Annotated in this window: 15 protein-coding genes; 8 read left to right on the top strand and 7 right to left on the bottom strand. The window is 62.4% G+C overall.

The window, feature by feature from the left end; genetic code table 11:
- On the top strand, positions 1 to 805 hold an 805-nt coding region (locus VFE81_RS20710), incomplete at its 5' end, for a DUF2891 domain-containing protein (RefSeq protein ID WP_325046384.1).
- Positions 806 to 967: 162 nt separating this feature from the next.
- Here VFE81_RS20710 and VFE81_RS20705 read toward each other — a convergent pair.
- The gene (locus tag VFE81_RS20705) at positions 968 to 1,393 is read right to left on the bottom strand and encodes a PRC-barrel domain-containing protein (RefSeq protein WP_325046383.1); all 426 of its coding nucleotides are present in this window, start codon (positions 1,391 to 1,393) and stop codon (positions 968 to 970) included.
- Between the two features lie 267 nt (positions 1,394 to 1,660).
- Between VFE81_RS20705 and VFE81_RS20700 the strand changes: the two genes are divergently transcribed.
- Positions 1,661 to 4,027 carry a DNA polymerase II gene (locus VFE81_RS20700; RefSeq protein ID WP_325046382.1) on the top strand — a complete coding sequence of 789 codons (2,367 nt, stop codon included), beginning with the start codon at positions 1,661 to 1,663 and terminating at the stop codon, positions 4,025 to 4,027.
- A 121-nt stretch (positions 4,028 to 4,148) separates the two neighbouring features.
- Here VFE81_RS20700 and VFE81_RS20695 read toward each other — a convergent pair whose 3' ends face one another.
- Positions 4,149 to 5,150, bottom strand: coding sequence for a 3-hydroxybutyryl-CoA dehydrogenase (locus VFE81_RS20695; RefSeq protein ID WP_325046381.1), 1,002 nt, complete (start codon positions 5,148 to 5,150; stop codon positions 4,149 to 4,151).
- A complete protein-coding gene (locus tag VFE81_RS20690; protein WP_325046380.1) occupies positions 5,147 to 6,253 on the bottom strand; it encodes an NAD/NADP-dependent octopine/nopaline dehydrogenase family protein in 1,107 nt (368 codons plus the stop codon). Before VFE81_RS20690 ends, VFE81_RS20695 begins: the two co-directional genes overlap by 4 nt.
- Positions 6,254 to 6,468: 215 nt before the next feature.
- Here VFE81_RS20690 and VFE81_RS20685 point away from each other — a divergent pair, with 215 nt between their 5' ends.
- Together VFE81_RS20685 and VFE81_RS20680 are read left to right on the top strand one after the other, a co-directional pair.
- A complete protein-coding gene (locus VFE81_RS20685; RefSeq protein ID WP_325046379.1) occupies positions 6,469 to 7,452 on the top strand; it encodes an AraC family transcriptional regulator in 984 nt (327 codons plus the stop codon).
- A 5-nt stretch (positions 7,453 to 7,457) separates the two neighbouring features.
- Positions 7,458 to 8,531, top strand: coding sequence for a LysR family transcriptional regulator (locus VFE81_RS20680; RefSeq protein ID WP_325046378.1), 1,074 nt, complete (start codon positions 7,458 to 7,460; stop codon positions 8,529 to 8,531).
- Between the two features lie 52 nt (positions 8,532 to 8,583).
- Here VFE81_RS20680 and VFE81_RS20675 read toward each other — a convergent pair whose 3' ends face one another.
- Positions 8,584 to 9,678, bottom strand: coding sequence for a porin (locus tag VFE81_RS20675; RefSeq protein WP_325046377.1), 1,095 nt, complete (start codon positions 9,676 to 9,678; stop codon positions 8,584 to 8,586).
- Positions 9,679 to 10,073: 395 nt separating this feature from the next.
- Here VFE81_RS20675 and VFE81_RS20670 point away from each other — a divergent pair, with 395 nt between their 5' ends.
- A complete protein-coding gene (locus tag VFE81_RS20670) occupies positions 10,074 to 11,504 on the top strand; it encodes an MFS transporter (protein WP_325046376.1) in 1,431 nt (476 codons plus the stop codon).
- 64 nt (positions 11,505 to 11,568) lie between these two features.
- Here VFE81_RS20670 and VFE81_RS20665 read toward each other — a convergent pair whose 3' ends face one another.
- The 3 genes from VFE81_RS20665 to VFE81_RS20655 form a co-directional block, all read right to left on the bottom strand.
- A complete protein-coding gene (locus VFE81_RS20665; RefSeq protein ID WP_325046375.1) occupies positions 11,569 to 13,029 on the bottom strand; it encodes an MFS transporter in 1,461 nt (486 codons plus the stop codon).
- A 136-nt stretch (positions 13,030 to 13,165) separates the two neighbouring features.
- Positions 13,166 to 15,115 (bottom strand): aconitase family protein, encoded by a 1,950-nt coding sequence (locus tag VFE81_RS20660; RefSeq protein WP_325046374.1) that lies wholly within the window; start codon positions 15,113 to 15,115, stop codon positions 13,166 to 13,168.
- Positions 15,116 to 15,221: 106 nt separating this feature from the next.
- Positions 15,222 to 16,127 carry a LysR family transcriptional regulator gene (locus VFE81_RS20655; protein WP_325046373.1) on the bottom strand — a complete coding sequence of 302 codons (906 nt, stop codon included), beginning with the start codon at positions 16,125 to 16,127 and terminating at the stop codon, positions 15,222 to 15,224.
- 386 nt (positions 16,128 to 16,513) lie between these two features.
- On the opposite strand from VFE81_RS20655, the gene VFE81_RS20650 reads away from it, so the two are divergent.
- Genes VFE81_RS20650 through VFE81_RS20640 form a run of 3 tightly spaced genes read left to right on the top strand, consistent with a single transcriptional unit; the run spans position 16,514 to position 20,399 of the window.
- Positions 16,514 to 17,248, top strand: coding sequence for a gluconate 2-dehydrogenase subunit 3 family protein (locus VFE81_RS20650; protein WP_325046372.1), 735 nt, complete (start codon positions 16,514 to 16,516; stop codon positions 17,246 to 17,248).
- Positions 17,248 to 19,026 (top strand): GMC family oxidoreductase, encoded by a 1,779-nt coding sequence (locus tag VFE81_RS20645; protein ID WP_325046371.1) that lies wholly within the window; start codon positions 17,248 to 17,250, stop codon positions 19,024 to 19,026. Before VFE81_RS20650 ends, VFE81_RS20645 begins: the two co-directional genes overlap by 1 nt.
- Positions 19,023 to 20,399 carry a cytochrome c gene (locus tag VFE81_RS20640; RefSeq protein ID WP_325046370.1) on the top strand — a complete coding sequence of 459 codons (1,377 nt, stop codon included), beginning with the start codon at positions 19,023 to 19,025 and terminating at the stop codon, positions 20,397 to 20,399. The genes VFE81_RS20645 and VFE81_RS20640 overlap by 4 nt, the downstream gene beginning before the upstream one ends.
- The last annotated feature ends 36 nt before the right edge of the window (positions 20,400 to 20,435 follow it).

Raw genomic sequence — 20,435 nt, 5'->3', positions numbered from 1 at the left:
CGAACGCTTTCCCGATCTGCCAGAAGCGGCGCGCATCGTTGCGGTGGTCGACGAGCATTTCACTGAAGCGAATGTGGCCGGTGAGCTTGCGTATCTCGATCTGCCGCACAACCGCGGATTCGAGCGCCCGTATGGGTGGGCATGGCTGCTCGCGTTGAGCGCGCAACTCCACTCCCTGAAACTATCGGAAGCCGCACGCTGGTCCAGGACTTTTGCGCCGCTTACCGAGGCCTTTGTCGACCGCTTCGAGGAATTTCTGCCGAAGGCGACCTATCCGTTGCGCGTCGGCACGCACTTCAACATGGCGTTCGCGCTCGCGCTCACGCTCGATTTCGCGCGGCAAACTTCGCGTGAATCACTTGAAGCATTGTTGGTGAATACGGCGGAGCGCTGGTTTCTCAACGATGTCGCATGTCAGGCATGGGAGCCCGCCGGCGACGAGTTCCTGTCGCCTTCGCTGATGGAAGCGGAATTGATGCGGCGCGTATTGCCCCCCGCGCAATTCGTCGAATGGTTCCGGCGCTTTCTGCCGGATCTCGGCGCGAAGAAGCCCGCCACGCTGTTCGAACCTGTCACCGTGACCGATCGCACCGATGGCAAGATTGCTCACCTGGATGGCCTGAATCTGAGCCGCGCGTGGTGCCAGCGTTCACTGGCGCGCGCGCTGCCCGCCGGCGACGTACGCCGGACCGTCTTGTTCGATTCGGCCGAGCGTCATCTTCAGAGCGCCCTGCCGCACGTGGCCGGCGACTACATGGGTGAACACTGGCTGGGCACGTTCGCCACGCTCGCGCTGGAAGCGTGAACGATGGTCTGACAGGGCCCGCATTGAAGGCAAAAACGGCGCAGCAAGCGTGAAACGGTTTTGGCGAGCTACCGCTTCGCGCCGCGGGCGCCGTTTTCTTTTGCCGCGTGATTCAAGAGCCGCCTGTTGCAGCACGGCCCACCAATCCGCCGGCTCCGTGCATTACTGGCCGGTCAGCTTTTTAGGCTTCGCGGGCGCCTGAACCTTGTTGTACTGAAACTCGGGTGTCGCCTTCAGAGCGTCCTTCGTCGCGCCGGCCAGATAGAAATTCCCCGAACGGATATCGAGCGCGGCGACAGGCACCGCTACGTCATGCGACGCCACCCCTAGAAATCCGCCAGCGGAGACGATTGCAGCGGACAGCGAGCCATCAGGCGCAACCACCAGATCGCGGATCGAACCGATCTTCTCGTTCTGGTCGTTGTACACGGCCTTGCCGAGAATGCTCTTCTTCACACTCCAGCCGCTCAGCAACGCGTTCGACTGCTCGACCGTGACGCTCAGGGGTTGCGTGCCGGCGACTTGCGCCTGCGCACCAAAGCTGGTTGCAGCTACCGCGACCACAACAACGAGTTTGCTCAAACTCATATCATTTACTCCGTTCTTAGTAGACTTGACCGGCGCATGGCCTGCACCGAAGGAATCGCAGCAAAACGATCATACAGACTACGCGGCGCGGCTGCATTCAGCCCGCCATCCGCGAGGACCCGCCTCTGCGAAGCCCTACTGTCCCGCGGCGGCGTCACTGCATCAGCTTCCCGCCAACCCGGTTGTTATCGCGCCTATACAGCCACGATAACAACCGCATAACGGTAAAATCGAGCCAGGCGATGACGCCCGTTTAGAGGTGGAAGTTTGACTGAGCTTGAACAGGGTTTCATTTTGACCCGACATTGGCGGGATACGCCCGCCGGCACGGAAGTGGATTTCTGGCTGGCAACAGACGGCGGGCCCCGTCACATCCGCCTGCGCCCCCAGCCTTCGGTGGCTTTCATTCCGGCCGAACACCGCGAGCGCGCCGAAACGATCCTGCGCCGTGAAGCGCCGCTCGATCTGCGCCCGCTCGACCTGCGCGACTTCCAGCATCGGCCGGTGATGGGGCTTTACTCCCAGCAGTACCGGCAATTGACGGGCTTCGAGAAACGCCTGAAGCAAGGCGGCGTCGATGTCTACGAGGCCGACATTTTCCCGCCCGAGCGCTACATGATGGAGCGATTCATCACCGCGCCGGTGTGGTTCGGCGGCGATGCGCAAAATGGCGGTCCGCTTCTGAACAGCGAGTTGAAGCCGGCTACGAACTATCGGCCGCCATTGAAGCTGGTGTCGCTCGATATCGAAACCAGCGCGCACGCCGAACTCTATTCCATCGCGCTTGAAGGTTGTGGACAGCGTCAGGTGTATATGCTCGGGCCGCCGAACGGCGACGCCAGCGGTGTCGATTTCAACCTCGAATACTGCGAAACCCGCGCACAATTGCTCGAAAAACTGAACACGTGGCTGGAACAGCACGACCCCGATGCGATCATCGGCTGGAACCTTGTGCAGTTCGATCTGCGCGTGCTCCAGCAGCACGCGGAACAATATCGCGTGCCGCTGCGACTGGGCCGCGGCGGCGCAGTGATGGAATGGCGCGAGCACGGCCACAAACAGAATCACTTCTTCGCGGGTGCCGCGGGCAGATGGATCATCGACGGTATCGAAGCGCTGCGCTCCGCAACGTGGAGTTTCCCTTCGTTCAGCCTCGAACATGTCTCGCGCACGGTGTTGGGCGAAGGCAAATCGATCGACAATCCGTACCAGCGCATGGATGAAATCCAGCGCCGCTTCGATGAGGATAAACCTGCGCTCGCGCGGTACAACCTGAAAGATTGCGAGCTGGTCACGCGCATCTTTGCGAAGACCGAGTTACTGCCGTTTCTGTTAGAACGCGCGACGGTCACCGGCTTGCCTGCGGATCGAAACGGCGGGTCGGTCGCGGCGTTCACGCATCTGTATATGCCGCGGATGCATCGGCAAGGCTATGTCGCGCCGAATCTCGGCGACGTAGCCGGTGCCGCGAGCCCTGGCGGCTTCGTGATGGATTCGCGGCCCGGCCTCTACGACTCCGTCCTGGTGCTCGACTACAAGAGCCTGTACCCGTCGATCATCCGGACGTTTCTGATCGACCCCGTGGGTCTCGTGGAAGGCATACTGAATCCCGGCGACGATCAATCGGTACCGGGTTTTCTCGGCGCACGATTCTCGCGCACGCGCCATTGTTTACCGTCGATTGTCGGCCAGGTCTGGCAGGGGCGCGAAACAGCCAAACGCGAGCACAACAAGCCGCTTTCGCAGGCGTTGAAGATCATCATGAACGCCTTTTACGGCGTGCTCGGATCCACAGGTTGCCGGTTCTTCGACCCGCGTCTCGCGTCGTCGATCACCATGCGCGGCCATGAAATCATGCACAGCACGCGTGAGCTGATCGAGGCGCAAGGCTACGCGGTTATTTACGGCGACACGGATTCGACTTTCGTCTGGCTGAAGCACGCGCATAACGAGGAAGAAGCGAGCCGCATCGGCCGGACGCTTGTCGAGCATATCAACGCGTGGTGGCGGCAGAATCTGCAAGAGCGTTTCGGCCTCGAAAGCGCGCTCGAGTTGCAATTCGAGCGGCACTACAAGCGTTTCTTCATGCCGACGATTCGCGGTGCCGAGGAAGGCAGCAAGAAACGCTATGCCGGGCTGACCGTTTTGCCGGACGGCAGCGAGGAGATCGTCTACAAAGGGCTCGAAACGGTGCGAACCGACTGGACCCCGCTCGCCCAGCAGTTTCAGCAGGAACTCTATGGACGAATATTCAGGCAACAGCCGTATCAGGACTATGTGCGCGACTACGTGCGCGATACGCTGGCCGGAAAACTGGACGATCAACTCGTATACCGCAAGCGGTTACGCCGCTCGCTCGGCGACTACGAGCGCAACGTGCCGCCGCATGTGCGCGCGGCACGCGTGGCCGACGAGTTCAACCGGCAACAGGGGCGGCCGTTGCAATACCAGAACGGCGGCTGGATCAGCTATGTGATGACGACCGCCGGACCGGAACCGCTCGAAACGCTGCGCTCGGCGATCGACTACGAACACTATCTGACACGGCAGTTGCAACCGGTTGCTGACGCGATCCTGCCACTCTTGCGCGACGACTTTACGACCTTGATCTCGGGGCAGAAGCAGTTGTTCTGAACGCAACTTTGGCAAGCTCCGCAAAGGCCGCATTGCCGGAAACCAGCGCTGGAACAGCCTGATTTGCGGGAAGTTGGAATGCGACCGGTTAAGAGACGGCAGCAGCGGCCACCACTTTCGCTCAGCGTCTCAACGCGGCATTAAACACCGGCGCGAGCCCCGTGCTGTCGAGCAACCTGCTGAATTCACCGAGCCGTTTGTGCAGATACGCCGGCACATCGACATCCGCGTAATCGTAGAAGCCACGCGCATCGCGCAGACCATCGCGGCCTTCCCGCATGTTATCGCTGACGACCGCGGCGGGCAGGAACCGTGGATCGATCGCCCGCGCGAGATAATGCGACGCATAGTAAAGAATGTCGCAGCCGCCCCAGTCGATAAATTCGAGCAGACCCAGCACGGAAAACCGCAGACCGAAACCGGTACGGATGGCCGTATCGATGTCTTCCGCGCTGGCAACACCCTCCTCGACCATGCGCGCGGCCTCGTTCATCGCCAGCGCCTGGATGCGCGGCACGATGTATCCCGCCGATGGCGCGCACACCACCGGCACCTTGCCGATCCGGCGCAGCAAGGCGATAACGCGCTGCACGGTCTCTTCGGCCGTGGCGTCACTACGACTGATCTCGACGAGCGGCATCAGGTGAGCCGGGTTGAGCCAGTGCGCGTTGAGAAGCCGCCCGGGATGCACGACCACCTGCTGAAGCTCGGTCACAAGAAACGTCGAAGTTGTCGATGCAAACAACACATCTGCCCCAGCAGACTCACCTAGCCAGGCGAATGCCACCTGCTTGGCCTCCATCACTTCCGGCACAGCCTCGAAGACGATCTCGCCTTCGGCAAGCCCTTCCCGCGCACGCTCACGATCCACGATAACGATGCGCGCCATCGTCTCCGCTGCTTGCGCCTCGGTGATGTGGCCGAACACCACCTGCGTCTGCAACTGCCGCACGATCTCGCCACGGGCGGCCGCCGCAAAGGCGCTACGGGTCGCCGGGTCGCGCTCCTTGAAGTCGATCAGCGTCACCCGCAGGCCCGCATAAGCGAAGGCAAGCGCGATGCCTTGCCCCATCCGCCCCGCACCGAGGATATGAACGTGCTGGATCCCGAGGGCTGCGCTCATTGGTCGAAACCCCGTTCGAGCAAGGCCGTCATCGCCTCGCGCGAAAGCGACGCGAGGCCCAGCCGCTCGAGCGTGCGGCCTTCGCCGTACAGGTCGCGCTCCGACACCGCGCTCGCCAGATTCAACAGGCCTTCGGCGACGGGCGTCGGCACTCCGGCCCAGCGTCCCGCCGAAACAAGAAACGACAAACCGAGCCGCGTATCTTCGAGCATATAGCGGTGCGTCTTCAGATCGATGTCCTCGCGCCAGTCGCCGCTATCGGTCAGCTTGCCGTGCGCGCCGCGGCCGTACATCCATTCGTCGCCCTCGCTCGCGTAGTGGTCGGCGAGCGGAAAATGCGGCGCGCCGTAGCCTAGGGCCTCGCGTACCGCCATACGCTCGGCGTCGAGCACACTCGTCACGCGGCGGATCGACGGTTGCGTGCCTTCGTTATGAATGTCCCAGGCATCGAAGTGCTCGAGCGGTCCGGCGTTCATCATGATCAATGGCGGATGGATCACCGGGCCGGCGTTCATCAGGGCGCCGCTCAACGCGTCCTCGATCGGTTCGACCGATGGATAAGCCTGCTGCAGCACCGGAATCGCCCACGTCGAAAGCCGGGCGGGAAAGACGCCGCTCGGCAGACGCGTGGCGTACGCGCTCACCACCACATTGTCTTCGCCATGTTTTCGTGCAAGGTACGGCAACGTGCCGGTCTCCGCGAAAGCCACCTCATGCGTGTTGCCCGCCTCGTGCATCGCCTTCGCGAACACGTAGCTGCCGAACGTGCCGGGCGGCAGGAACACCACCTGATGGTCCGCGAGAAAAGGTGCCAGTTGAGCCGCCAGCGCTTCGTGCGTCGTTGAAGGCAGCGGGATCACGATGAGCGCTGCGCCCTCCACCGCTTCCGCGAGGTCGTCGACGAGACGGATCGCGCCCGGCTGCGCGCCGATCGGCACCCGCCGCTCGCCGCGAAAGTCCTTGACCTTGAGCGCGCCGAGTTCGCGCAGCCGCGCCGCGGCGACCGTATCGCGGCGCCACCACGTCACGTTATGGCCTTTTTCCAGCATGTCGATCACGGCCGCATAGCAGCCATGGCCCCCGCCCAGTACGCTGACATTCATCACAATTCTCCTTGTTCGATGAGCGTCAGACTACGGTGTCGCCGGCACAAAGACACTTCACACCGCGCAAGCCGCATTCAAATCCGGCAACTCAATGAGAGCGCAGGCGCGCGTCCAATGAACAATTGCGCTATCCGGGTCGATCCGTTCTTGCGCGAACAATATGGTCATCGCATGATGAGCGCGCTCCCCGCTTTACGCTTCGAGGCCCATGAATGGAAATCGCGATTTCACGCAGAAACCGTAACCGTTTGATTGCATCGCACGCCCGCGAGGACATCGAGCGGGAAGTGTCACAGGTGCTGTGCCCGCACAGGATGGAAGTCGCACACCGTGGCCCGCTCAACGCCGAGCTATACGGCGTCGCGCTCCATCAGGCGATGCTCCTCGAACTCCACTACGGCAGTGAAACCCACATCGATGCCGGCGACATCGGCAATCACTACCTGTTTCGCACCACACTAAGCGGCCAATGCGCGCTGGAATCGGACGGCGAACGCGTTTCGCTGCGGGCCGGGAGCCTGAGCGTGTCATCGCCCGCACGTATGAGCCGCATCGTCACGGACCGCGAATGCCGCAACCTGCTATTGCGGATCGACCGGCAGGCGCTCGAGGTCAAGCTTGCCGAGATGTTGAACGACAGCGTCAAACAACCGCTAGTGTTCGATCTCGCTTTCGACAGTGCGCACACAGGCACCACGGTTTTTTTGTCGACACTGCGCTACCTGTGCAATCTGTGCGACCAGTTCGACGAGCCCGCGCAAGAACGGATCTTCGGCCGCGATCTCACGCAATGGCTGATGACCGTTCTGCTCAGCCAGTTGCCGCATTCGTACAGCGCAACGCTGGCCCGTGCCTCCTGCGCGCCACTGCCGGTCCACGTGCGCCGCGCGCGCGACTATATCGACGCCCACCTCGACGAGCCGCTGCGGATGGACGCATTGGCTCGCGCCACCGGTGTTTCGACGCGCACGCTACAAAACGGCTTCAACCAGTTCCTCAATACGTCGCCCGGCGGCTATATCCGCGAACGGCGGCTCGAGGCCGTCCACCGCGCACTACAGACGCAGTCTGAACGGTCGGTGACCGATATTTTCGTCGAGCACGGCGTGCACAGCTTTGGGCATTTCGCCAAGGCGTACGCGCGGCGCTTCGGCTGCCTGCCATCGGCCACCGCGAAGCGCATGGTGCGCAACTGACTCCCATGCAGACCGATCCCGCCAATTCCGCTGATCCCACCGACCCCACCGCTTCCGTTCCGCACGAACATGATCCGTTGTCCTTCGCAGAGACCGCCGGGGCTCCGCGCGTGCGGGACCTCGATCTGAACCTGCTGAAGGCATTTCACGCGGTCTACATCGAGAAAAACGTCGGCCGTGCGGCGTTGCGGCTGGGAATCACGCAGCCTTCCGTAAGCCACGCGCTTGCCCGCCTGCGGCTCGTGTTTCGCGACGCGCTGTTCGTGCGTACGCCGGGCGGGGTCGAAGCGACGCCGCGCGCGCAGCGCCTCGCGATTTCCATCGATCGCGTGCTGGACATCCTCCAGGACATGCTCGATGAAGGCGCACAGTTCCGCGCGGCCACGTCGCGCCGCGTGTTCCGCCTGCATATGAGCGACTTCGCCGAAGCCGCGTTTCTGCCGACGCTGATGCGCGAACTCGATACGCGAGCGCCCGGTGTGGTGATCGAAACCCATCAGATCGACGACAGCCAGTTCAACGTCGCGCTCGAATCGGGCCGCATCGACTTTGCGCTCGGACATTTTCCGCATGCATCGAGCCACTTTCACCATAGCGAACTGCTGCAGGAGCGTTATGTGCTGCTGATGGCGCGGCGCGTGGCGGAGCAACTCGACCTGCGGGAAGGTTATACGTTGAATGCGAACGTGCCCGCGGGATTGCACTTCATCGCGGTCACTTCACACCCGAAATCGGTCGAACTGCTCGAACGCTATGGGCTCACCTCGCGCGTGCGGATTGCCGTGCCGAACTTCATGGTGGTGCCGGCCATCCTGAGCCGCTGCGATTACGCGTTGATTCTGCCGCGCACCGTTGCGCGCGCGTTCTCCACGCTCGGCGAATCGGCCGTGTTCGAGCTAGAAGATGCGCTCACGTGGCCCGTGAACGCGTACTGGCATCGCCGTTTCGATGCCGATCCCGGCCACCGATGGCTGCGCGGTGTGCTCATGGAGCTGTTCCGGATCGGCGCCCGCGAGCCTTTCGACAGCTGGCTCAGCGCGCCACTCGATCTCAATCCGGAAGGCGTACGTAGCGCCTGAACCCGTCAGGACGGACCCGCCGGTTCATCGGCAGGTCAGCTTGATCGGCCGCCTAGAAGGCCGTCATGATGCCGGCCACGACCGAACTTGCGGTCGCACCAGCCTTCGCCACCGACACCCCGCCACCCGCCGCGCCGTTGACCGTGAAGTTCGCATGCGCGCCGTTGCGGATCATCGCTGCGCCCGTATAGAGCACGGTGCGCTTCGAAAGCGGGTAGTCGCAGCGCAAACCGAACGAATCTGCATTGCCCTCGCTGTCGGCCACTTTCCGGTAGTGGCCGTAGCTCAGCAATACCAGCGCCGGGCCAACCGGCACGGTGGCGTCGAGTTCGAACAGATCGTTGTGCGGATTCGAACTGGCGGCGTTCACGCCCGTCGCGACATCCGGCCCACCGCGACGACGTAGATAGATGAAAGCCGGTTTGACGAAGCCGAAATCGTACGAGATTGCGCCAAGCGTGTAGTTGCCGGCGGCCGTCGGACTGCTCGCGTTCAGTGCTGCCGCGCTCACCGGACTGAAGGTCTGCTGCATGTAGTCGGCGTCGATCGACAGATTGCCGTTCACGTAGTTAACCGACGCGCCATACGTATCGCCCAGCGTCGAAGGCACGTTCGATGCGCCATTCGCTCCGCGCGCGGCGATAGCCCGCACCAGCACGCCACCCATACGGGGCGAGGAATAGCGTATCGAGTTGTTCACACGCAAAAAGGCCGGCCCGACGAAGTTATTCGCCGCATTGCCCCATGCAAGGCCGGCGCCGTCTCCCGGCAAGCTGTAAGTCACGAACGACGTATGCAGCACCGTGTAGTTGACGCCGGCCTGCATTGCGCCAAACGGACCCGACAGTCCGACCCACGCCTCGCGTCCGAACAGCGCGCCGTTGTTGCCGAGCGTGCCGGTAGCCGAATTGAAGCCGTTTTCGAGCTTGAAGATCGCGCGATAACCGCCACCGAGATCTTCACTGCCCTTCAAGCCGAATTGCGTCGCGAAGATATCGCCGCTTCCCATCCGCACCACGTGGTTAGGGCCGAAATTCGCGTATTCGATCGATGTATCGATCCGTCCGTACAAAGTCACGCTCGATTGCGCAAGCGCGGGTGCCGCTGCGAGGCTCAGCAGCGACACGCACCACATCCGTTTGGTCATTCCTTTAGTCCCGGCGAGAGTCTGGTTCTATCTGCCGCGCGGATTTGCCGTCGCGACGCTCGTGTTTTCCGTCTTCCCCAAAGTCTTTCGTTTGATGGAGCGGAAAACGAAGCGAGTCTAGGAACACCAATTTCGAGCGTCGATGAATGCGCACATATAACACTTATAGACAGCGCGAATGAGGTACGCCGCGCACCGTGCAACGGCCTCTTTCGCCTTATGGGACAAGCCTTTCCGGCCGCCTCCTGGGGAAAACTTTAGCGACCTAGGGGAATCTCGCCGTGTGTGCGCAGACCTTGCGTATATGTTTCGGAAATTTGTTTACATACGCTGCTTCGCAACCTCATTGAAACCGCATCGCAACTTCGTCGAATATCAGGCACAGGAGAATCGGCATGGCCGTATCAACGAGCAGTAACTCTGCGCGCAGGCGCTACACGTACGAGTGGTACGTGGTCCTGATCTGCATGCTTGCGTATGTGTTTTCCTTTGTCGACCGGCAGGTGCTCGCGTTGATGATCGAGCCGATCAAGAAGGATCTGCATCTGACCGATACGCAGTTCAGCCTGCTGCAAGGCTTTGCGTTTTCGCTCTTCTATGCGGTGATGGGCATGCCGCTCGCCTATCTCGCCGACCGCTTCGCCCGCCCGCGCATCATCGCGACAGGCATTGCGTTATGGAGCCTCGCCACCGCGGCCTGCGGCATTAGCCAGAATTTCATTCACATGTTCTTCGCCCGCATGAGTGTCGGCGTGGGCGAAGCCGCGCTGTCGCCCGGAACGTATTCGATGTTGAGCGACTACTTTCCGAAGGAAAAACTGGGACGCGCGGTAGGCGTGTACTCGCTAGGTTCATTCATCGGCGGCGGGATGGCATTCCTGATCGGCGGATACGTGATCCATCTGCTCAAGCAGATGACGACGGTCAGCGTGCCGCTTCTCGGCGACGTGCGTTCGTGGCAACTCACGTTCTTTATCGTCGGATTGCCAGGCTTTCTCGTCGCGTTGCTGTTTATCCTCACCGTGCGAGATCCGGCGCGTCTAGGACTCGTGCGGGATGGCGCCGGCCAAGCAAAGCGCGTATCGATGGGCGACTCGCTGCGCTTCATCGGGACGCATGGCAAGACGTTCACCTGCCACTACCTCGGCTTCTCGTTCTATGCGATGACGCTGTTCTGCCTGATGAGCTGGACACCCGCGTTCTATATCCGCCACTTCGGGCTCACGCCAGCTGAAGCCGGCTACACGCTCGGCACGATCCTGCTGGTCGCGAACACCATCGGCGTGTTCTGCGGCGGGTGGCTCAACGACTGGCTCATGAAGAAAGGACGCACGGACGGCCCGATGCTCGCGGGGTTCATCGGCGCAGTTGGGATGCTGGTGCCGGCCGTTGTTTTCACACAGGTCGATAGTCTGAACGTGTCGCTTGCGCTGCTGGTCGTTGCGATGTTCTTCGCGTCGTTCCCAATGCCCACTTCGACCGCCGCGATGCAGACGCTCGCGCCGAACCAGATGCGTGCGCAGATTTCAGCGGTGTTTCTGCTGGTCTCCAATCTCATCGCACTTGGGATCGGCACGACGCTCGTCGCGTTGCTGACCGATAAGGTGTTCGGTTCACCGAAAGCCGTTGGCAACTCGATGTCGATCGTCAACCTCGTCGCCACGCTGCTGGCTGCCGGGCTGTTGTGGCTGGGGTGCAAGCAGTTCCGGTTGAGCCTTGCGCGTGAGCAGGCGCAAACGGGTTCAACGGCGGCCAAGGCACATCACGGCGCCGCAGACGCCGCGCATGCCGGCGATGCTGCGCCACTCGAAACCAACCAGGCGTGAGGTGCTGTGGGGCGCGCAAACACTTTCTGCTTTGTTCTACGCGCGCCCCTCGGTCGAGGTTCGATTATTTAGAAATCTTCTCCAGCTCGAGCCCCTTCGTACGCGGCCCCATCAAACCGATCGCCAGCATCACGATCAGCATCGCCCCAGCGATAAAGACGAACACGCCAGTGGTGCCAAACTGCTTCAACACGGCGGCAATCAGAAAGGCCGTGAAAATCGCCGAGAAGCGGCTCCACGAGTAAACAAAGCCCACCGCGCGTGCCCGGATGCTGGTAGGGAAAAGCTCAGTCTGATACGCATGGTAGCTGTACGAAATGATGTTGCCCGCGAGCGTCAGACACACACCCAGGCTCACCAGTAACACCGCGCCGGACGCCTGACTGAACCACAGGCCGCACACGATATTCACGGCCGCCATCACCACGATCACCGTCTTGCGCTCGAAGCGGTCGCCGATAAAAAGGCCGATCACCGGACCGATAGGCGCGGCCAATGCGATCACGCTCGAGTACATCAGGCTCGTGGTGATCGTAATGCCCTGCTTGATCAGCAGCGTCGGCACCCAGTTCGCAAAGCCGTAAAAACCGACGGTCTGGAAGATATTGAAGATCGTCATCATCAGCGTGCGGCTACGGTACGGCGGCACCCACATATCGCGGAAGCTGCCGCGCGGCGCGACCGGCACCGGCGGTGCGGGCGGCGGCAGTTCACGGCCGTATTCGCTGCGCACTTTCGCTTCGAGTTCGCTCATCACGCGATCGGCTTCGGCAAGGCGGCCTTGCTGCGCGAGCCAGCGCGGGCTTTCCGGCAACGCGCGCCGGATCCACCAGACAAACAGCGCGCCGTGTGCGCCGATCAGCACCACCCAGCGCCAGCCGTCGAGGCCAAGCAGCGTGCGCGGCACCAGCAGATAAGAGAGAAACGCGACCACCGGCACCGCCGTGAAACCGACGGCCTGCTCGCACGCGAAAGCGCGCCCGCGAATCTGTTTGGGCACCAGCTCAGAGATATACGTGCCGATCGTCACCAGCTCGACGCCGATGCCGATCCCCGCTACGAAGCGCCAGAAGTTCAGACCCGTCGCCGTTTCCTGAAACGCCATCACGACGTTGGCCGCGGTGTACCACAGCAGCGAATACGTGAACACGGCGCGGCGTCCAAAGCGATCCGCCAGAAAGCCGCATGCGATCGTGCCGATGAACAGCCCGCTGAACAAGGCAGCAATGAAGCTCGCGACACCCGTCGAACCAAACAGGCCGTGCGTCGTCGCGCTCAGCAGGCCGCTTTTGACGAGGCCAGGGGCGACATAGCCCGAGTACAGCAGGTCGTACAGTTCGAAGAAAAAGCCGAGGCTCAGCAGCACCACCAGCTTCCAGATGGAACGCGTGGCGGGCAGCCGGTCGAGGCGCGCGGAGATGCTGCCGGCGTCGAGCGTCACTGATGTAGTGGACGCCGCGGCTGCGGAAGACGCTGCGCCGTCGGCGCTGTGCGCGACGGACCCGGTGTGATCGGGGGATGCCATATTGTTTGTCTCCTGGTGATGCGGATCATGCAGGCGATGCACGGTGATGCTCGCCGGGGCCGGTCTTGTGCCGGCCTTTCGTACTTTCGCGTATTACGCGCACCACGATGCCGGGCCGCAAGGTCCGGCCAGCATTCTAGCCGCGTGCGCGCTTCAGTTGTTCGAAGGTGGTAATTTTTCCGGCTAGCGCGCTTGCCGCAACAGTGTACGGGCTCGCGAGCCACACATTGCCCGGACCTGAACGGCCGGGGAAATTGCGGTTGATCGCGCTGATCGTCACCTCGTTCGCATCGGCCGACTGCCCCGGTCCGCAATTCGCGCACGACCCGCAGCCGGGCATCACGAGTGTCACGCCCGCGCGCTCGAAAACTGGCAAATAGCCCTGGCGCTCGCAATACGCGCGCACCGCCATCGTGCCGAATTGCAGAAAGAGACGCGTGCCCTCGGGCACATGCATGCCCTGCTCAACGCCCCAGCACAGTACCTCATGATAGAAGTCGAAGTCTTCGCGTTTGCCCGCCGTACACGAGCCGCCATACGCGATATCGATCGCGACGTCCTGCTCCAGTTGCGGTGCCGGCACGCCGTTGCCCGGATCGCCCGGACGCGCGAGCATCGATTCGATGGCGGTGGCGTCGATGCGAATCGTGTCGCGATACGTGGCGCCGGAATCGCTTTTCATCCAGTTTTCAAGGGTGAAATCGACGCCACGGCGCTCCTTCAGAAACGCCACCGTACGTTCGTCCGGTTCCACGATGCCCGTGAAGCCACCCAATTCAGCGACCATGTTGGTCAGCGTCGCGCGTTCGTCGATCGACATCGCGCGCACCGCCGCGCCGCCGTATTCGAACACGAGGCCGATCGCGCCGCCCGAACGGATCGCATCCATCTGCAACAGATGCAGGACGACGTCCTTCGCGGTGACGCCGTCGCGCAACGTACCGTCGATTTCGATGCGTAAAGTCTCCGGCACTTTGCAGCGCACGTAGCCCGTCACCCAGCTATTGGCGATTTCCGTTGCGCCCGCACCGAATGCGAGGCAGCCAAGCGCACCCGAATGCGGTGTGTGCGAATCGGTGCCGCACGCAACTTGCCCTGGCAACGCATACTGCTCAGCCATCAGCGCATGACAGATGCCTTCGGACCCCGGCGCGTTATCGAGCGCGCCATGCGAGCGCACCGGATAGTCGCGCGAAAACGACGTGTGCCCTTCCATCAGATTAGCAACGCCCGGCAGCAATCCGTCGCGTACGTGCGGAATGCTTTGCGAGGCGAGCACCAGATGATCCTGGAACGCGATGATGTGATCCGGCGCATGCAGCGGCGCGGGCTTGCCGAACGCGCGATGCATCAGATGCGCGCACATGCCGGTGAAGTAGTCGTGGCTGAAGCGCCAGTCGGCCGCGATGAACACGCCGTCGCCGCGCTGCGCGCTTTCAATGCCAGGATGAAGATGGCGCTCGATGATCTTCTCGACCAGCGTCTTCGGTTCGGCGCCGTTTGCAACATGTTCAGCACTTCGCACACGTGGTGCGGGCCAGTCCGCGAACTTGCTGTACGCGAGCAATCCGCCGCTGCGAATGATCTGCTGCGTGAGCGCATCGCGGCCCTTGAGAAACTCGTCGATCGGCACCGCCTCTCCCGCGATCAGACGATCGAGCACGGAGAAATCGGTCGTGGTGAGAATGCCGATGTTGTCGCAATTCTGCTGATAGATGCGCTCGAAACTCTCGGCGACAATCAGACGGATGCCCGCCGACAACTCCGCCAACGGACTCGATTCCCGCGACGAACCTTTGCCGTAGCGCTTGCCCGCCACCGTCACCTGAAAGCCGCCTTCTTTGACCGCGTTGCGGCCGATCGGCATGCGTTCGCCCGCCTTGAAGCCGACGTATGGATACTGGCCGAGGCGCTCGTCATAAGTGAGCATGACGGTGACCGGCGTGATTTCGTCGGTGGAGACGTTATCGCGAAGCGGGCCGGCCGTAGCACGCGTGAAATTGTCTCCAACCAGTTGCGCCTCGATTACCGCGGGATCTTCAGACAGGTACAGCACGCGGCCGTCCAGCCGAATCGTATCGCTCATATGCATTCCCCTTGCGCTCACTATACGGCGCGCACAGGCGATGCCGAAGTGCCGGTCCAGCAATGCAGACGTCTCGTTTGGAGAATGATGCGAGGCGTCCCGCGGGCTAGGGTTTGCTGCCGAGAAACCCCACCAGCGCTGCGGCGCTAGCGCTTAACTGATCGCGCGACTTGAAGATCATGATGAGATGCCGCACCGCCCAGGCATCGTCCAAGGACAGTAAGCGCACGTCGAGCGCGTTCACATAAAGCAACCCGACCTGCTCGGGCACGACCGCGATGCCGAGGCCGGCGTGAACCATCCGGCACAGCGCATCCAGGCTGCTGACGCGGATCTTGACGTCGAGCTGCCGCCCCGCGCTCGCCAAAGCCTGCTGCGTGAGAAGCTGCGTCAGCGCACTCTCGCTGCGCAGCCCCACGAAGCTGTCATCGAGCAGTTCCTCGAACCCCACGCGCGACACGCTGGCGAGACGATGCCCGCCCGGCACCAGCACCGCCAGCCGGTCTTCCCGATACGGCACCTGCTCGAAGGCTTCGCTCCCCGCCACCGGGTTGCAGATGCCGAAATCCGCGCCGTGTTCGTCGACGATACGCAGCACGTCCGCGCTGTTCTCCTCCTCCAGTTCGATCGACACCTCCGGAAACGCGCGCCCGAACGCCGCCACGTCTTCCGGCAAAAACTGCACGATCGACGAGAGATTCGCCACCACCCGCACCCGCCCCTTGGCCCCCGATGAAAAGCGTGACAACTCGGCGCTCATCTGTTCGATGTTGCCGATGATCTCCTGCGCGTAGCGCAGCACGGTCTCGCCGACCGGCGTCACGGTAATGCCGCGCGACTGGCGCTGAATCACGGGTAAGCCGATCAGCGCCTCGATCTCGGCGATCCGCCGGCTCACTGCCGAAGACGCGATGAACTCGCGCTCAGCCGCGCGCGCGATGTTCTGCTCCTGGCAGACGGCGACGAACAGGCGCAGCGAGGTGAGGTCGAGCTTCTTGAGGAGGTTTTCCATAGGGTCGCCTGGCAGGGAATCCCTCGATTGTGACGTGCCTTACGTGATTCGCAAAAGAATCGCCGGGAAGGGCCAGGCGTGCCGGCGAGCGAAGCCGGGCGTGGCGCCGGAAAGGCGTCCGTGGAGGGGCGCATTCCGAAACGTCGCTTTTTTGCATCAGTTTCATCGGGGTCGCCCAGGCCCGCCCACAGGCCACATCGGCTAAAAGACACCTATGATTTGAAAGAAATATTTCTTACAAAACGACATTCCGTCACTTCGTGAAACAGCTTATTGTGAAAATCCAAAAAGACTTTGGAACCGGTTCCATTTACCATGACGCCGAAATCCGACGACTGCCCCAAGGCGGCGCCACGGCGCGCTCCCATCTCGTGACATAGAACAATATGGCTCAATCTCCTCTCACTTCTCGCCGTGGCTTCTTACGCACGGCCGTCGCGCTGGTTCCCGCCGGGACCCTCGCCGGCTGTGAAGTCAAGCAATCCGCGACCACAGCCGCGCCGGGTTCAACCGGCGCCGCCTCCGCGGGCCAGGTCTCCGGCGCCGACTACAAGCCGCATTTCTTCGACGCGAAAGAATGGGCCTTCGTCCATGCGGCCGTCGACCGGCTGATCCCCGCCGACAGCGAGGGCCCAGGCGCGGTCGAAGCCGGCGTGCCCGAATTCATCGACCGCCAGATGGACACGCCGTACGCGCACGGCGCGCTCTGGTACATGCAGGGCCCGTTTGCCCAAGGCGCGCCGGAACTCGGCTATCAGTTGAAGCTCGTGCCGCGTGATCTGTACCGCCTGGGCATCGCAGCGGTCAACGCCTACTGCACGAAGACCTACGCGCACCCGTTCGACGCCCTCGACGCACCCACGCGCGACACCGTGCTGAGCGCGCTGGAAAAAGGATCGATCGATCTCGCTGACGTCCCGGCTGGCGTCTTCTTCGGCCAGTTGCTGCAAAACACCCGCGAAGGCTACTTCTGCGACCCGATCCACGGCGGCAATCGCGACATGGGCGGCTGGAAGATGATCGGCTTTCCCGGCGCGCGCGCCGATTTCATGGACTTCGTCAATCAGAACGGCCAGGCCTATCCGTATGGCCCCGTGTCGATCCAGGGAAAACGCACCTGATGACCACGCAAACCAAACCACACGCCGACGCGGTGATCATCGGCTTCGGCTGGACCGGTGCCATCCTCGCAAAGGAGCTCACCGAGTCCGGCCTCAAAGTGGTCGCGCTCGAACGCGGCGAATATCGCGACACCTATCCGGACGGCGCGTATCCGAACACGATCGACGAACTGACCTACAACGTCCGCAAGAAGCTGTTCCTCGATCTATCCAAGACCACGGTGTCGATCCGTCACAACGTCGGCGAAACGGCGCTCCCTTACCGGCAGCTCGCGGCGTTCCTGCCAGGCGAAGGCGTCGGCGGTGCGGGGCTGCACTGGTCGGGCGTGCATTTCCGGATCACACCGGAAGAGCTGCGTCTGAAGAGCCACTACGAAGAACGCTACGGCAAGCGCTTCATTCCGGAAGGCATGACGATCCAGGATTACGGCGTCAGCTACGACGAACTCGAACCGCATTTCGACTTCGCCGAAAAAGTGTTCGGCACCTCGGGCCAGGCTTATAAGGTCAACGGCAAGGTGGTCGGCGACGGCAATGTATTCGAAGCACCGCGCAGCGACAACTTCCCGCTCGCCGCGCAGTTGAACACGTACTCGGCCGAGCGCTTCGGCAAGGCCGCGCGCGAACTCGGGCTGAACCCGTACCGCCTGCCTTCGGCGAATACGTCGGGTCCGTACACGAATCCGTATGGCGTGCAGATGGGTCCGTGCAATTTCTGCGGATTCTGCAGCGGCTACGCGTGCTACATGTATTCGAAGGCGTCGCCGAACCTGAACATTCTGCCCGCGCTCAAGCAGTCGCCGAACTTCGAACTGCGCTCGCGTTGCCACGTGCTGCGTGTCGAACTCGACGATACGAAAAAACGCGCCAAAGGCGTGACGTACGTCGATCCGGCAGGCAACGAAGTGTTTCAGCCCGCCGATCTAGTGATTGTCGCGGCGTTCCAGTATCACAACGTCCACCTGCTTCTGCTGTCCGGCATCGGCAAGCCGTATGACCCGATCTCGGGCGAAGGCGTGGTGGGCCGCAATTTCGCGTATCAGAACCTCTCGACGATCACCGCGTTCTTCGACAAGGACACCTTTACCAATCCGTTCATCGGTGCGGGCGGCAACGGCGTCGCGGTGGACGACTTCAATGCTGACAACTTCGATCACGGTCCGCTCGGCTTTGTCGGTGGCTCGCCGTTGTGGGTGAATCAGGCCGGCACCAAACCGATCAGCGGCATTGCGACACCGGCCGGCACGCCGAACTGGGGCGTCGACTGGAAGAAATCGGTCAAGGACCACTACGCCCACACGATTTCGATGGATGCGCACGGCTCCAACATGTCGTATCGCGACGTGTTCCTCGACCTCGATCCGACCTATCGCGATTCATACGGCCAGCCGCTGCTGCGTATGACCTTCGACTGGAAGGACAACGACATCAAGATGGCGCGCTACGTGACTGGACAGATGCACAAGATCGCGCAGCAGATGGGGCCGAAGGACATCAACGTCTATACGCGCGAGTTCGGCGCGCATTTCGACTCACGCCGCTATCAGACCACTCACCTCGTCGGCGGCGCGGTGATGGGCACCGATCCGAAGACGAGCGTGCTGAACCGTTACCTGCAAAGCTGGGACGTGCATAACGTTTTCGTGATGGGCGCGTCGGCGTTCCCGCAAGGCATTGGCTACAACCCGACCGGTCTCGTCGCCGCGCTCGCCTATTGGTCGGCGCGTGCGATTCGCACGCAGTATCTGAAGAACCCCGGGCCGCTGGTGAGTGTATGAAGAAGAAGATCGATATCAAACGCCTGAAGCAGGCATTCAAACGTGTGAGCGCTGTATCTTTTTGCGCCGTCGCGGCGTTGTCCGCCCCGCTCGCGGTCCAGGCAGCGACTCCAGCACAAGCGCAACCGCAAACCGACGCAGCCCTTATCGCGCACGGCGAATACCTCGCCCGTGCTGGCGACTGCATTGCGTGTCACACGGCGCAATCGGGCAAGCCCTTCGCGGGCGGTCTGAAGTTCGACACGCCGATCGGCGCGATCTACTCGACCAACATCACGCCCGATCGCAACACCGGCATCGGCTCGTGGACCTTCGCGCAGTTCGATCGCGCAGTGCGCGCCGGCGTGCGGCCGAACGGCGACACGCTGTATCCGGCGATGCCGTACCCGTCGTATGCGCGTTTGAGCCAGGACGACATGCACGCGCTGTATGCGTACTTCACGCAAGGCGTCGCACCGGTGAACCAGGCGAACCGTTCGGTCGATATCGTCTGGCCGCTGTCGATGCGCTGGCCGCTCGGCATCTGGCGTTACCTGTTCGCGCCTGAGCCCGTAGCGTTCGACGCGAAGCACTACGCCGATCCAGTGATTGCTCGCGGGGCATACCTCGTGCAGGGTCTGGGCCACTGCGGCGCCTGCCACACACCGCGCGCAATCACGATGCAGGAACGCGCGCGGAGCGATCTCGACGGTGCCGGGTTTCTCGCGGGCGGCGCGGCGATCGACGGCTGGATTCCGTCGAGCCTGCGCGGCAATCCGCGCACCGGCATCGGCGCATGGAGCGAAGCGGATCTCGTGCAATTCCTGAAGACGGGACGCACGCAGCACACCGCGGCCTTCGGCGGCATGACGGACGTCGTGCAGCACAGCATGCAGCACATGAGCGACGCCGATCTGACGGCGATCGCGCGTTACCTGAAGACGCTGCCGTCGACCGATCCGAAGGAAACGCCATACGTGTACGACGATACGGCGGCACGCGCCTTGCGCACCGGCGACGCCACCGCACCTGGCGCCGCCGTGTATCGCGACAACTGCACTGCCTGTCACCGCAGTGACGGCCGCGGCTACACGCGCGTTTTCCCCGCACTAGGCGGCAACCCGATCGTACAGGGCAAGGACGCGACCTCGCTGATTCACGTGCTGCTGACCGGCAGCACGCTCCAGGGTACCGCAACCGCGCCGTCCTCGTTCACGATGCCGGCCTTCGGCTGGCGCCTGAACGATCAGGAAGTCGCCGACGTGACGAATTTCGTGCGCAACAGTTGGGGCAACACCGGTTCGACGGTCAGCTCAACGGATGTCGCCAAGGTCCGTAAGACCGTCAAGGTGCATGCGCCCGAGATGCCGCCTGGCGCCGCGCTGAGCCACTAACCTGGCCATTAAATCGCACCATCCCTTGCTACGCGT

Source organism: Paraburkholderia sp. (assembly GCF_035656215.1).
Taxonomy (GTDB): Bacteria; Pseudomonadota; Gammaproteobacteria; order Burkholderiales; family Burkholderiaceae; genus Paraburkholderia.
The sequence above is the reverse complement of the archived record's forward strand: the minus strand, read 5'-3'. Positions and strand labels throughout refer to the sequence as shown.

What these genes read in the sequence shown, in the direction of transcription:
- VFE81_RS20645 (WP_325046371.1), top strand. Translation starts at nt 17,248, where the DNA reads ATGACCACGCAAACCAAACCACACGCCGACGCGGTGATCATCGGCTTC.
- VFE81_RS20680 (WP_325046378.1), top strand. Translation starts at nt 7,458, where the DNA reads ATGCAGACCGATCCCGCCAATTCCGCTGATCCCACCGACCCCACCGCT.
- VFE81_RS20670 (WP_325046376.1), top strand. Translation starts at nt 10,074, where the DNA reads ATGGCCGTATCAACGAGCAGTAACTCTGCGCGCAGGCGCTACACGTAC.
- VFE81_RS20675 (WP_325046377.1), bottom strand. Translation starts at nt 9,678, where the DNA reads ATGACCAAACGGATGTGGTGCGTGTCGCTGCTGAGCCTCGCAGCGGCA.
- VFE81_RS20690 (WP_325046380.1), bottom strand. Translation starts at nt 6,253, where the DNA reads ATGAATGTCAGCGTACTGGGCGGGGGCCATGGCTGCTATGCGGCCGTG.
- VFE81_RS20640 (WP_325046370.1), top strand. Translation starts at nt 19,023, where the DNA reads ATGAAGAAGAAGATCGATATCAAACGCCTGAAGCAGGCATTCAAACGT.
- VFE81_RS20705 (WP_325046383.1), bottom strand. Translation starts at nt 1,393, where the DNA reads ATGAGTTTGAGCAAACTCGTTGTTGTGGTCGCGGTAGCTGCAACCAGC.
- VFE81_RS20660 (WP_325046374.1), bottom strand. Translation starts at nt 15,115, where the DNA reads ATGAGCGATACGATTCGGCTGGACGGCCGCGTGCTGTACCTGTCTGAA.
- VFE81_RS20650 (WP_325046372.1), top strand. Translation starts at nt 16,514, where the DNA reads ATGGCTCAATCTCCTCTCACTTCTCGCCGTGGCTTCTTACGCACGGCC.
- VFE81_RS20695 (WP_325046381.1), bottom strand. Translation starts at nt 5,150, where the DNA reads ATGAGCGCAGCCCTCGGGATCCAGCACGTTCATATCCTCGGTGCGGGG.
- VFE81_RS20685 (WP_325046379.1), top strand. Translation starts at nt 6,469, where the DNA reads ATGGAAATCGCGATTTCACGCAGAAACCGTAACCGTTTGATTGCATCG.
- VFE81_RS20665 (WP_325046375.1), bottom strand. Translation starts at nt 13,029, where the DNA reads ATGGCATCCCCCGATCACACCGGGTCCGTCGCGCACAGCGCCGACGGC.
- VFE81_RS20655 (WP_325046373.1), bottom strand. Translation starts at nt 16,127, where the DNA reads ATGGAAAACCTCCTCAAGAAGCTCGACCTCACCTCGCTGCGCCTGTTC.